The following is a 12,630-nucleotide window of genomic DNA, read 5'->3' as shown; positions in this document are numbered from 1 at the left end:
AAACCCATGAACTCTGTGCGTTTTACCGCGGAGACATCGTCCAACGGTGTCACCGAACGCGAATTCGCCGTGGGTGATATCCCCGGCATGCTCTGGACGCCCGATTCCGGCGGCGACCGCGCGCCTCTCGTCCTGCTCGGACACGGCGGCGGCCGGGACAGCAAGGCCCCGCCGACGGCCGGCCGCGCACACCTCCTCGTCGAGCACTGCGGTTTCAACGTCGCGGCCATCGACGCGCCCGGCCACGGCGGCCGCCCGCGCACCACGACAGACGAGCGGGAGATCGCCGCGATGCAGCAGGCGATGGCCTCGGGTGAGCCGGTCGGCCCGATCGTCGTCCCCTACAACCTGCATCTGGCGGAGCGCGCCGTGCCGGAATGGCAGGCGGCCCTGGACGCCCTCCAGGAACTGCCCGAGATCGGCGACGAAGGCCCGGTCGGCTACTACGGGCTGAACATGGGCACCGCGATCGGCATGCCGCTGACGGCGGCCGACCCCAGAATCACTGCTGCGGTGTTCGGCCTCTTCTGGCACGACGAATACCTGGCCGAGGTAGCGAGTCGCATCACCGTTCCAGTCGAGTACGCGCTCCAATGGGACGACGAGCACATCCCGCGGCAATCCGGCCTCGCGTTGTTCGACGCCTTCGCCTCAAAGGAGAAGACACTGCACGCGAACACCGGCACGCACAAAGAGCTGCCCAGGTTCGAGGCCGACAGCGCCGTGCGCTTCTTCGCCAGGCACCTGAGCGGCACGACGTCACCAGCCTGACATGACCGGTATCGGCGTCCACCAGCGTGTGGACGCCGATACCGGCCCCCACCGCAAGCGACCGCCTCCCCGGTGGCGACGAGTGCCACGGGCCGCGTCACATCGGCGCCATTACCGAGAGACGGTCTCAGTAGTCCAGGTCGGACTCGCGCGCTTTCGCACGCTGCGCGAACGCCCGCCACTCGGCCGCGCCGAACACCAACTGAGGACCATCCGGATCTTTGGAATCCCGCACCGCAACTACAGGAGCAAGCCCGATCTCCCACCCGAACTGGTGCAGCCAATCGAGGTTGGAATCGTCGAAACGACACCGAGCCTGTCCGAATGGCTGTGGCACTGGGCAGAGGGCGGAATGATTCGTCCGCGATTAGCGCTTCCAACGCCGTAGAGCGGGTGTGATCGCGGCGGCCGAACCGACGTCGATTCTGATCATCGCGCGGGGAGGACGACTTTTCCGTTGTCAGGGCTCTCGTACGGCCTTGAGTTCGATATCGAGGTCGAACGGCAGTTCGGTGGTGAGCCGGTCATGGTGGACGCCGGTCGCGACATATCCGCCTGTAGCGTCGTCCAACTCGTATGTGTAGATCGCGAACGCCGGTGCGGTCTGGTCGGCCTCCACGCGCCAGTAATGCCGAATCCGGGCCTCCGCGTACAGGGTCGGCTGTATCCGCCGGTCCTTGCGCTTGGTGGACGGCGACACCACCTCGACGACCAGAGCCACCAGATCGGCAGGGATGGGACGTTCGTAGACGTCGTGCTCGGCGGAGTAAACGACAATGTCGGGAGCGATCTCTACCGGCTCGACCTCGTCGTCATCCAGGAGGACGTCCACGTCGGTGTCGACCTGCCAAGCATCGGGGGCGGCGTCCTCGATACGGGTCGCCAAACGCCGGGCAATGCGCTGATGGATCGGGCGGAGGCGGGGGTTCACGACGAGTTCTCCGTGGATGAGGCTCACACGTACCGGGAGGTCTTCGGGCAGCGCCTCATAGTCTGCCCGGGTCCAGATGTCACCGGACGGCAATGGAAGAGTCAGCGATTGCATGGCTCGTTGCGCCTCCGGACAGGGTTGGTACGCGTACCCGGCCAGACTACCTTCAGCGCATTTTCCCGGCCCCCGGCAAACGCCGACCTGCTGATCGGCCGACATGTCCACCGCCTCCAGCGCGGCTTGTTCGGGTCAGGCGATGCGGTCGATGATCAACGGGTGGAGGGACGGCGTTCCGCCGTCCTCGATCTCGTAGGCGCCGTCGAGGGCTTCGAGAGCGCGCGCGAAGCGGGCCTCGTCGTCGGTGTGGAGGGTCAGGAGGGGCTGGCCCTTCGTGACCGTTTCGCCCGGCTTGGCGTGGCAGATCACGCCCGCGCCGGACGAGACCGGGTCTTCCTTGCGGGCGCGGCCGGCGCCTAGGCGCCAGGCCGCGACGCCCACCCCGTAGGCGTCCAGCCTCGTCAGGACGCCGGAGGAGGGGGCCGTGACCGTGTGGGTCTCGCGGGCGGACGGCAGCGGCGCGTCCGGGTCGCCGCCCTGGGCGGTGATCATGCGGCGCCAGACGTCCATCGCGGAGCCGTCCTTCAGGGCGTCGGCCGGGTCCTTGCCCGCGACGCCCGCGGCGGCGAGCATCTCGCGGGCCAGGGTCAACGTCAGCTCGACCACGTCGGACGGGCCGCCGCCCGCCAGGACCTCCACCGACTCGGCCACCTCGACCGCGTTGCCCACCGCGTTGCCCAGCGGGCGGTCCATCGCGGTCAGCAGCGCGATCGTGCGGAGGCCGTGGTCGGTGCCGATCGCGACCATCGTCTCGGCCAGCTCGCGGGCGTCCCCGGCCGTCTTCATGAAGGCGCCGGAGCCGACCTTCACGTCCAGCACCAGGGCGCCCGTGCCCTCGGCGATCTTCTTCGACATGATCGAGGAGGCGATCAGCGGGATCGACTCGACCGTCCCCGTCACGTCGCGGAGCGCGTACAGCTTGCGGTCGGCCGGGGCCAGGCCGCTGCCCGCCGCGCAGATCACCGCGCCCGCGCGGCGCAGGACGTCCAGCATCTCCGCGTTCGACAGCGACGCCTTCCAGCCCGGGATCGACTCCAGCTTGTCCAGCGTCCCGCCCGTGTGCCCGAGGCCGCGGCCGGACAGCTGCGGGACGGCCGCGCCGCACGCCGCCACCAGCGGCGCCAGCGGCAGGGTGATCTTGTCGCCCACGCCGCCCGTCGAGTGCTTGTCGGTGGTCGGGCGGTCCAGGGACGACCAGTCCATCCGCTCGCCGGAGCGGATCATCGCCTCCGTCCAGCGCGCCACCTCGGCGCGGGTCATGCCGTTCAGCAGGATCGCCATCGCCAGCGCCGACATCTGCTCCTCGGCGATGGCGCCCCGCGTGTAGGCGTCGACGGCCCAGTCGATCTGCGCGGGGGTCAGCTCGCCCCCGTCGCGCTTGGCGCGGATGACGTCGATGGCGTCCACGGGATCACGCTCTCTCGATCAGGTCGTCGGGGCCGAAGGCGTCCGGGAGGACGTCCGACATGGGCAGGATGCCGCGGACGGTCTCCAGCAGCATCGGGGCGCCGCCGTGCTCCCAGAGGAGCTGGCGGCAGCGCCCGCAGGGCATCACGGGGTCCCCGTGCTTGTCGACGACCGACACCGCGACCAGGCGCGGCCGCGCCGACTTGCCGGGGCCGTGCAGCGCCGACACCAGCGAGCACTCCGCGCAGAGCCCGACCCCGTAGGAGGCGTTCTCCACGTTGCACCCGGTGATGATCCGGCCGTCGTCGACCAGCGCGGCGGCGCCGACCGGGAAGCCGGAGTACGGGCAGTACGCGCGCGTCATCGCCTCCCGCGCGGCGTCGCGCAGGGCGGGCCAGTCGATCTCCATACCGGCTATCTTGCCTCGCCCCGCCGGTACTGGAGCCCGTTGGCGGCGGGCATCCGGAGCCGCTGGCTGGCCAGGGCCAGGACGAGCAGCGTCGTCAGGTGCGGCGTGAAGGAGACCAGCTCGCCGGGGACGATCTCGCTCATCATGAACCAGACGAGCAGCCCGGCGGCCGACACCAGCGCCAGCACCGCGCCGAGGTAGGCGTTGCGCAGCTCGCGGCGCGCCAGGTCGGTGACCGCCTGCGGCCGCAGCCGGTTCGCGCGGACGCCCTGCCAGAGCGCGACGCCGATCAGCAGGATCGCCACGAACAGCAGCAGCGCGTGGACGGACTGCCCGCCGCCGCGCACGTTCATCGCGTCGGTGTACCCGAACAGCAGCGAGCCCGCGGCGAGCCCGCCGGGACGCCAGTTGCCGAAGATCATGGCGGCGAGGCCGATGAAGCCGCGGCCGTTGGTCTGGCCGTCCTGGTAGAGCGGGGCGGCGACGGTGACGAGGAACGCGCCGGCCAGGCCGGAGAACGCGCCGGAGATGACCACCGCGGCGTACTTCATCCGGTACACCTGCACGCCGAGCGACTCGGCCGCGTACGGGTCCTCGCCGCAGGAGCGGATGCGCAGGCCGAACGGCGTCCGCCACAGGATCAGGAAGCTGAGCGGGACGAGCAGCAGCGACACGAGCGTCAGCAGCGACATGTCGCTGGTCAGGCCGCGGACGATCCCGGCGGCGTCCGACACCGCGAACCAGTGGTGGTTCTCCAGCGAGCCGAGCCAGTCCGGGCTCTGCCAGCCGCCGATCTTGCCGCCGGACAGCACCGGCAGCGTCAACGTCATGATCGGATCGACCGGCGGCGACTGCCGGGGGCCGCCGCCCAGGGCCTTCGCCTGGCCGGTGTCGAAGATCAGCCCGGCCAGGAACTGCGTCAGGCCCAGCCCGAGGATGTTGATCGCGACGCCCGACACGATGTGGTCGACGCCGAACGACACGGTCGCGATGGCGTGCAGCAGCCCGCCGAGCGCGCCGCCGATGATGCCGGCGAGGACGCCGATCCACGGGCCCCACTGGTATCCGGCCCAGGCGCCGGTCCAGGTGCCGAGGATCATCATCCCTTCGAGGCCGATGTTGATCACACCGGACCGCTCGGACCAGAGCCCGCCGAGCCCGGCCAGGAAGATCGGCACGGCGAGGCGCAGCGCGGCGCTGACCGTCCCGCTGGAGGTCACCGGGTCGGCGTCGTCGATCACGCGGACCAGCGACAGCAGCACCAGCAGCCCGGAGGTGATCAGCAGGTAGTGCGGCCAGCGCAGCCGGATCTTCCCGTTGGCGGCCTGCTTCGCGGCCACCGTCTCGGTCACGGCGCTCATGAGGCGCTCCCAGCGGCCTCGCGGGCCAGGTCGTGGCCGGTGGCCAGCTCGGCGGCGACGGCCCGCTGCTGCAGCCGGATCTCCCAGCGCCGGACGAGCTCGTACACGATGACGACGGTCAGCACGACCACGCCCTGCATGACCCCGACGATCTCCTTCGGCACGTCGACCTCCTGGAGCACGTCGGAGGTCTGGTCGAGGAACGCGAACAGCAGCGCGGCGAGCGCGATGCCGGCCGGATGGTTGCGGCCGAGCAGCGCCACCGTGATGCCGGTGAAGCCGAGCCCGGCCGGGAAGTTCAGCGAGTACTCGTAGGACGCGCCGAGCAGCTCCGGCATGCCGATCAGCCCGGCCACCACGCCGGACGCGACCATGGTGTACACGATCATGCGGCGGGCGTTCACGCCGCTGGCCTGCGCGGCGGACGCCGACAGCCCCGAGATCTTCAGGTCGAACCCGAACCGGGTGTAGTTGATCACGACCCAGAACACGATCCCGACGACGATCGCGAGTGGCAGCAGCCCGTACACGTTGCCGGGCAGGTCGAGGCCGAGCGAGGACAGGAACCCGTTCAGCGGCCCGACCCGCCCCGACTCGGGGATCTGCGGGGTCGCGACGTTGTTGCTGCCCGGCCGCACCTCGGCGAGCCGCTTGTCGTTCAGCAGGTAGGCGATGATGCCGGTCGCGATCGCGTTCAGCATGATCGTGGACAGCACCTCGCTGACCCCGCGGGTCACCTTCAGCACGCCCGCGATCGCGGCCCACAGCCCGCCGACGACCATCGCCGCGACGATCACCAGCAGCTGCCCGAACGGCGCGGGGAGGGTGAGCGCGCCGCCGAGCGCGGCGGCGAGGAACGCGGCGATCCGGTACTGGCCGTCCACGCCGATGTTCAGCAGCGCCATCCGGAACCCGATCGCCACCGCGACCGCCGACAGGTAGTACCGGGTCGCGCGGTTGACGATGTCGACGAGCGAGTTCTCCGTGGTGCCGTAGTCGATCATGCTCTGGATCGAGCTGATCGGGTCGGCGCCGGTGATCCGCAGCAGGATCATCGTGATGCCGAGCGAGATCAGCAGCGCCAGCAGCGGCGCGCCGATCTTCAGCCCGAGCCCGGTGGGGCCCATCCCCTTCAGGATCGCCTTCCACGCCGGGACGGCGGAGATCTCCGCGGCACCCGGCGTGGTCGCGGTCCGGCCCGCGGGCGGCGGCGCACCGGCGTCCGCGCCCGGCGCCGGCTCCGCCGGCCGCTCCGCCGCGTCCGGGCGCTCGGGCGCGTCCGGCTGCTCCGAGGCGTCCGGTCCGCGCTGCGCCGGGACGGACGGCTCCTCGCCCGGCGGCGTCGGGTCGTTCGGCTCGCTCATGAGGCGCCGCCCGCGCCGGTCATGGCGGAGCCGAGCTCCTCGGGGGTGACGGTCCGCGGATCGACCTCCGCGACCAGCCGCCCCCGCAGGATCACGTGCAGGGTGTCGGACATTCCGATGAGTTCCTCAAGATCGGCGCTGATCAGCAGCACGGCCAGCCCGTCCGCGCGGGCCTGCCGCAGGTACTCCCAGATGGCGGCCTGGGCGCCGACGTCGATGCCGCGGGTCGGGTGCGCGGCGATCAGCAGGTGCGGGTCGCCGGACATCTCCCGCCCGACGATGAGCTTCTGCTGGTTGCCGCCCGACAGCGCGGCGGCGGGCACCTCGATCCCGGGCGTCCGGACGTCGTACTCGCGGACGATCCGGGTCGTGTCGCGGCGCGCGCCGCGCCGGTCGATCCAGGGGCCGCGGACGTTCGGCCGCTGCGTCTGGTGGCCCAGCATCCGGTTCTCCCAGAGCGAGCCCTCCAGGACGAGCCCGTGCCGGTGCCGGTCCTCGGGGATGTAGGCGATGCCGGCCTCGCGGCGCCGCCGGGTCGGCCAGTGGGTGATCTCCTCGCCGCCGTAGACGATCGTCCCGGTGTCCGCGTTCCGGATGCCCATGATCGCCTCGATGAGCTCGGTCTGCCCGTTGCCCTCGACGCCGGCCAGCCCGACGATCTCGCCGCGGCGGATGCGCAGCGACACGTCGTCGACCACCGGGCGGCCCTCGGGGGTGAGCACCGTCAGCCCGCCGACCTCCAGCTGCACGTCCGACGTGACCGTGGACTCGCGCAGTTCCGGGGTCGGCAGCTCGGACCCGACCATCAGCTCGGCGAGCCGCCGGGAGGTGACCTCCCGCGGGTCCAGCCGGGTCGCGACGGTGGTGCCGCGCCGGATCACCGAGATCGTGTCGGCGACGGCCAGCACCTCGTCCAGCTTGTGCGAGATGAACAGGACCGTGAGGCCCTCGGCGCGCAGCTCCCGCAGGTTGCCGAACAGCTCGTCGACCTCCTGCGGGACGAGCACCGCGGTCGGCTCGTCCAGGATCAGCACGCGGGCGCCCCGGTACAGGACCTTGAGGATCTCCACGCGCTGCCGCTCGCCGACGCCGAGGTTCTCCACCAGCGTGTCCGGGTCGACGTGCAGCCCGTACGCCTGCGACATCTCCTTGATCTTGGCGCGGGCGGCGGCGAAGTCGATGCGGCCGCGCCGCCATCCCTTGGCGCGGGGCTCGGCGCCGAGGACGACGTTCTCCAGCACGGTCAGGTTGTCGGCCAGCTTGAAGTGCTGGTGGACCATGCCGATGCCGCGCTCGATCGCGTCGGCCGGGCTGCGGAAGGAGACCTGCTCGCCGCCGACCTCGATGGTGCCCTCGTCCGGCTTCTGCATGCCGTAGAGGATCTTCATCAGGGTGGACTTGCCGGCGCCGTTCTCGCCGCAGAGCGCGTGCACCTCACCGCGCTCGATCGTGAGGTTGATGTCGCGGTTGGCCACCACTCCGGGGAACCGCTTGGTGATCGATGTCAGCCGTACGGCCGGCACCTGGTCAGGCACGAGTGCCCCTCCTCCTGCCTAGGACGCTGCCTCGGACGCGCCGACGACGACGGCGGGCGCGGGCGCGCACCGGAAGCCACCCGGCCGGATGGCTCCCGGTGCGGCGCACGGCCGGAACGCCGGGTCAGGCCTTGGTCGGGACCTTGATCTCGCCGCTGACGACCTTGGCCTTCAGCTCGTCCAGCTTGGCCTTGATGTCGTCGACGTTGCCGCCGGACGCGGAGTAGCCGACACCGTCGTTGCTGAGGTCGTAGGTCTTGGTGCCCGCCTTGAACGTGCCGTTGGCGACGCTCTCCACGAAGTCGAACACCGACACGTCGACGTGCTTCACCATCGAGGTGAGGATGTGCTCCTTCACCCCGGCGACCGCGGGCTGGTTGTACTGGTCGGAGTCGACGCCGATGGCCCACTTGCCGGCCGCGCCGACGGTCTTGATGACGCCGATGCCGGCGCCGCCCGCGGCGTGGTAGATGACGTCCGCGCCCTGGTCGAGCTGGCCCTTGGCGGCCTCGTTGCCGAGGCTCGTGTCCTTGAAGCCGTTGAAGTTCGGCGGCTGCGTCAGGTACTTCGGCGGCAGGATCTTGATGTCCGGCTTGGCCTTCTTCGCGCCCGCCTGGTAGCCGGCGAAGAACTTCTGGATCAGCGGCACGTTCACGCCGCCGATGAAGCCGATCGTGCCGCTCTTGGACTTCAGCGCCGCGGCGGCGCCGACCAGGTAGGACCCCTGCTCCTCGGCGAAGCAGGCGCCGCTGACGTTCGCGCCCTCGACCTTGCACTGGTCGGCGTCCACGACGAGGAACTTGGTGTTCGGGAAGTCCTTGGCGACCTTGATGATGGAGGTGGTGTAGGCGAAGCCCACCCCGATGATCGGGTTGTAGCCCTTGTTGGCGAGCAGCCGCAGGCGCGACTCCTTGTCGGAGTCCGGCTCGTCCGGCTTGGCCGAGATCTCCTCGGTCTGGACGTTCAGGTCCTTCTTCGCCTTGTCGAGACCGGCGGCGGCCGAGTCGTTGAAGGACTGGTCACCGCGGCCGCCGATGTCGAAGGCCAGGCCGATCTTGAGGGTCTTCTTGCCGCCCTCGTCACCACCGCCACCGGTGTCCGCCTTCTTGCCACCGCATGCGGAAGCGCTGAGCAGCAGCGCCGCACCCGTCACGGTGACGAGCGAAGTCTTCAGTCCACGGCGCAAGGTAGCGCTCCTTCCGTTCCCCACCCACGGTCAGGCGACCGGTCCGGTCACCGAAATCGATCGGACGCTACCCCGCGAAAGAGGGCAAACTTCCCGCCTGCACCGATTCGCAATAGGTCCGTTACCAATGCGTACGCATATCGCCACAGGTCAGCGGCGACGTCGGTGGCCGGAGGGACGTGCGGAGTTGCCAAGTCACAGGGTACCGGCGGGGGGCGGGAGGTCACGTTGCGTGACACGGCGGCTACGCGAGCGCCGCGCCCTCGATCTGCTCGGCGTCGCCGGGGCGGCCGCCTTCCCACAGCGCGGTCAGCGCGGTGGCGCTCAGCACCCGCAGGCCGACCGCGATGCACCGCTCGTCGACGTCGAAGTCGCCGCGGTGCAGGTCGTACTCGCCGGGCGAGCCGGGGGTGCGGACGCCGAGCCGGGCGAGCGCGCCGGGGATCGACTCCAGGTACCAGCCGAAGTCCTCGCCGCCGAGGCTCTGCGGGGTCGGGACGACGCCCTCCTCGTCGATCACCTGCGCGGCGGCGTCGCGGAACATCTGCACGCTGGCCGCCTCGTTCACGGTCGGCGGGACGCCCCGCACGTACTCCAGCGACGCCTCCACGTCGTAGGCGGCGGCGACCGACTGCAGCAGCGCCTTCATCATCTCCGGCGCGCGGTGCCACGCCTCGTCGTCCAGGCAGCGGACGGTGCCCTCGGCGATCCCGTCGTCGGGGATCGCGTTGGCGACCGACCCGGCCGAGACGCGCCCCCACACCAGCGACAGGCTGGAGCGCGGGTCGACGCGCCGGGACAGCGCGGACGGCAGCTCGGTGACGATCTTGGCGAGCGCGTACACCAGGTCGGCGGTCAGGTGCGGCCGGGCGGTGTGCCCGCCGGGGCCGGTGACCTTCACGTACACCTTGTCGCAGGCGGCGGTGATCGGGCCGGTGCGCAGCCCGAGCTGGCCGACCTCGATGCGCGGGTCGCAGTGCAGCGCGAACGCGCGGTCGACGCCCGCGATGCCGCCGGCGGCCATCACGTCCAGCGCCCCGCCGGGGGTCTCCTCGGCGGGCTGGAACAGCAGCCGGACCCGGCCCGGCAGCAGCCCGGCCTCGGCCTGCTGCGCGAGGAACAGGCCCGCGCCCAGCACCATCGCCGTGTGGACGTCGTGGCCGCACGCGTGCGCGACGCCGGGGACCGTCGACCGGTACGGGACGCCCTCCTTCTCGTCCTGCAGCGGGAGCGCGTCGATGTCGGCGCGCAGCGCGACCGTGGTGCCGTCGGCGGGGCCGATGTCGCAGAACAGGCCGGTGCCCTTGGGCAGGACCACCGGGTCGAGGCCGGCGGCGCGCAGCCGCTCGGCGATCTTCGCGGTGGTGCGGTGCTCGGCGTAGCCCAGCTCGGGGTGGGCGTGCAGGTCGCGGCGGAACGCGATCAGCTCGTCCTCGTGCGCGGCCAGGAACGCGTCGAGCTGCGGCTGCAGGACGGCGCCGCCGAGCACCGCGGGCACGCTCGCGCGGCCGGGGCCGGGCGTCCCCGCCCGGGGTCCGCCGGCTGCCGCGGTTCCGTTCAGGGGGCCGGCCTCGCCGGCGTCCCGGTCCACGGGGTCCGCGGCATCGGGTGGTTCAAGGCCGGGCATCACCCCGGGTCCCGGATGTGTCATCTGCGCCCCCTGTGCGACGGCGGAGCCGAACGGCGCCCGCCCGGTGGTGTTCTCGTTCTCGGGAACGTTCTCTACGACGTGTTCGCTCTTCGGCGGCTTCGCGTTCGCGGGGCGGGCCGTCCGCTGCGGCCTCTCAGGCTCCGGCATGTACGACCTCCCCCAGTGTGACGAACCGGTCCTCCGCGAGCTCCGTGATCGCCGCGTCGACGATGTGCTCCAGCGTCCCGCCCTCGGCGCGGATCGCGCGCTGCCGCTCGTACGCGGCCCCCTGCTCCAGGACCTCGCCGGCGACCTTGAGCTCCTCGGCGCAGCCGAGCCGGTCGGCGACCGGCTCCAGCTCCCTGATCAGCTCGTACAGGTCGTCGCGGAGCGGCGCGGTGTTGCCGCTGTCGTCGGTGATGATGATGGCGTCCAGCCCGTACCGGGTCGCGCGCCACTTGTTGTCGCGCACCACCCAGGCCGCCGGTTTCGGCAGCGTGTAGCCCCGGTCGAGCTGCTGATCGAACAGCGTGACCAGGCTCTGGCACAGCGCCGCGGCCATGCCCACCTCGCGCAGGGTCGGGATGCCGTCGAACATCCTGATCTCGACCGTGCCGAAGTCGGGATGCGGGCGGATGTCCCACCACACCTCTTTGATGCTCCGGATAGTTCCGGAACGCATCAGCGTCTCCATGTAATCCTCGAACGCCGCCCAGCCGTCCAACAGGTGGGGTGGTCCGGCCGTCGGGAGCTGGCCGAAGACGACCGCCCGGCAGGATGCCAGGCCGGTGTCGCCGCCGCTCCAGAACGGGCTGGACGCGGTGAGCGCCAGGAAGTGCGGAAGGTAGGACGAGAGCGCGTTGACGATGGGGATCGCCTTGGCGCCGTCGGAGATGCCGACGTGGACGTGAACGCCGAACGTCTGGATGCGGCGCGCCAGCCACTGCATCTCCTCGACGAGCTGGGCGTAGCGGCCCATCGGCGCCATCACCGCGTCCCGCCAGTCGCTGATCGGGTGGGTGCCCGTGCAGGCCAGCGCGATGCCGCGGTCGGCGGCGGCGGCCCGAAGCGCGCCGAGCGTGCCGGCCAGGTCGGCCTTGGCCTCGCCCACGGTGCTGCAGATCCCGGTCACGACCTCGACCATCGACTCCATCAGCTCGTGCCGGATGCGGGGGTTGTCCCCGTCCAGGCTGAGCGCGGGCAGGGCGGCGAGCACCTCGCGTGCGTCCTGCCGCAGGTGCCTGGTCTCCGCATCGACCAGCTGGATCTCCCACTCGACGCCGAGCGTCGCGCCGTTCGATGCGTTGAAGTCAATGGCCACGGCCAACCTCCGTCCACAATCCTTGCAGGTCGTTGCGTGGCACGTGGCGCAATTCAGCCAGCGGGTCCCTAAGCCTGGACAAACGCCGGTCCAGGTCACGTGTTCGCTCCATGATGGCGCTCGTGCCCGCCACCCTGCCGGGTGTCCATGCCCTTTGCGGATCATTTGACTCATGCGGGCGGGGGACGGACGTCCGGGGGTCCTACTTTTCGGTCATCGATCTTGTTCGGGGCATCACTAGATCGAACTAGTCAGCCCGTCCCAAAATACCGTCCATGACGGACTGTGACCAATGAAGCGTGTCCCTTACGTACCGTCATATCACGTCTGCTCCATGCGTCGCGTCCGTCCCATGCTTGCCGTCTTCGCGGTCGGGTACCCCTTCGCCGGATACGTCGCCTAGTCTTCGGGGGAGTCATGGGCGTTGGGCGCCTGCGCGTCGGGAGCGGTACGGCTCCCACGGGAAAGAGGAGCGTCGAGAGCTTGCGAGCCGAGCGACGAGGGCCGGCCGGCGTCCGCCGCGCCCTGACGGTGTGCACGATTCCGGTCGCGGCGGCCGCCGTCGCCGCGGCGCCCGCGCTGGTCGCGGCGCCCGCCG

Annotated in this window: 11 protein-coding genes; 1 reads left to right on the top strand and 10 read right to left on the bottom strand. The window is 71.0% G+C overall.

Going from position 1 to position 12,630, the window contains the following annotated elements; translation table 11 throughout:
- Nucleotides 1-771: hypothetical protein (locus ACIWVC_RS32325; RefSeq protein ID WP_396452417.1), on the top strand; the 771-nt coding region annotated here is incomplete at its 5' end.
- 127 nt (nucleotides 772-898) lie between these two features.
- Here the strand turns inward: ACIWVC_RS32325 and ACIWVC_RS32320 are convergent.
- The 10 genes from ACIWVC_RS32320 to ACIWVC_RS32275 form a co-directional block, all read right to left on the bottom strand.
- Entirely contained in the window at nucleotides 899-1,108 is a 210-nt protein-coding gene (locus ACIWVC_RS32320) for a DUF397 domain-containing protein (protein ID WP_396452415.1), read from the bottom strand.
- A gap of 123 nt (nucleotides 1,109-1,231) precedes the next feature.
- Nucleotides 1,232-1,921, bottom strand: coding sequence for a Uma2 family endonuclease (locus tag ACIWVC_RS32315; RefSeq protein WP_396452413.1), 690 nt, complete (start codon nucleotides 1,919-1,921; stop codon nucleotides 1,232-1,234).
- Nucleotides 1,922-1,951: 30 nt separating this feature from the next.
- Entirely contained in the window at nucleotides 1,952-3,226 is a 1,275-nt protein-coding gene (locus tag ACIWVC_RS32310; RefSeq protein WP_396452411.1) for a thymidine phosphorylase, read from the bottom strand.
- Between the two features lie 4 nt (nucleotides 3,227-3,230).
- Nucleotides 3,231-3,635: a cytidine deaminase gene (locus ACIWVC_RS32305; protein ID WP_396452410.1), complete on the bottom strand. Its 405-nt coding sequence runs from the start codon at nucleotides 3,633-3,635 to the stop codon at nucleotides 3,231-3,233.
- Between the two features lie 5 nt (nucleotides 3,636-3,640).
- Entirely contained in the window at nucleotides 3,641-4,996 is a 1,356-nt protein-coding gene (locus tag ACIWVC_RS32300) for an ABC transporter permease (RefSeq protein ID WP_396452408.1), read from the bottom strand.
- Nucleotides 4,993-6,360, bottom strand: a complete 1,368-nt coding sequence (locus ACIWVC_RS32295) for an ABC transporter permease (RefSeq protein WP_396455002.1) — start codon at nucleotides 6,358-6,360, stop codon at nucleotides 4,993-4,995. The genes ACIWVC_RS32300 and ACIWVC_RS32295 overlap by 4 nt, the downstream gene beginning before the upstream one ends.
- Nucleotides 6,357-7,895, bottom strand: a complete 1,539-nt coding sequence (locus ACIWVC_RS32290; RefSeq protein WP_396455001.1) for an ABC transporter ATP-binding protein — start codon at nucleotides 7,893-7,895, stop codon at nucleotides 6,357-6,359. The genes ACIWVC_RS32295 and ACIWVC_RS32290 overlap by 4 nt, the downstream gene beginning before the upstream one ends.
- A 124-nt stretch (nucleotides 7,896-8,019) precedes the next feature.
- On the bottom strand, nucleotides 8,020-9,081 hold the full coding sequence (locus tag ACIWVC_RS32285) for a BMP family protein (protein WP_396452403.1): 1,062 nt from the start codon (nucleotides 9,079-9,081) through the stop codon (nucleotides 8,020-8,022).
- 244 nt (nucleotides 9,082-9,325) lie between these two features.
- Nucleotides 9,326-10,732: an amidohydrolase gene (locus tag ACIWVC_RS32280; protein ID WP_396452418.1), complete on the bottom strand. Its 1,407-nt coding sequence runs from the start codon at nucleotides 10,730-10,732 to the stop codon at nucleotides 9,326-9,328.
- Nucleotides 10,733-10,865: 133 nt separating this feature from the next.
- The gene (locus ACIWVC_RS32275) at nucleotides 10,866-12,032 is read right to left on the bottom strand and encodes a glutamate--cysteine ligase (RefSeq protein ID WP_396452401.1); all 1,167 of its coding nucleotides are present in this window, start codon (nucleotides 12,030-12,032) and stop codon (nucleotides 10,866-10,868) included.
- Nucleotides 12,033-12,630 lie beyond the last annotated feature (598 nt).

The sequence above is a fragment of the Actinomadura sp. genome, assembly GCF_044508335.1.
Taxonomy (GTDB): Bacteria; Actinomycetota; Actinomycetes; order Streptosporangiales; family Streptosporangiaceae; genus Spirillospora.
Note: the sequence above shows the minus strand (reverse complement) of the source record. Positions and strands in the feature narration are given on the sequence as shown.

What these genes read in the sequence shown, in the direction of transcription:
- ACIWVC_RS32295 (WP_396455002.1), bottom strand. Translation starts at nt 6,360, where the DNA reads ATGAGCGAGCCGAACGACCCGACGCCGCCGGGCGAGGAGCCGTCCGTC.
- ACIWVC_RS32280 (WP_396452418.1), bottom strand. Translation starts at nt 10,732, where the DNA reads ATGACACATCCGGGACCCGGGGTGATGCCCGGCCTTGAACCACCCGAT.
- ACIWVC_RS32315 (WP_396452413.1), bottom strand. Translation starts at nt 1,921, where the DNA reads ATGTCGGCCGATCAGCAGGTCGGCGTTTGCCGGGGGCCGGGAAAATGC.
- ACIWVC_RS32305 (WP_396452410.1), bottom strand. Translation starts at nt 3,635, where the DNA reads ATGGAGATCGACTGGCCCGCCCTGCGCGACGCCGCGCGGGAGGCGATG.
- ACIWVC_RS32300 (WP_396452408.1), bottom strand. Translation starts at nt 4,996, where the DNA reads ATGAGCGCCGTGACCGAGACGGTGGCCGCGAAGCAGGCCGCCAACGGG.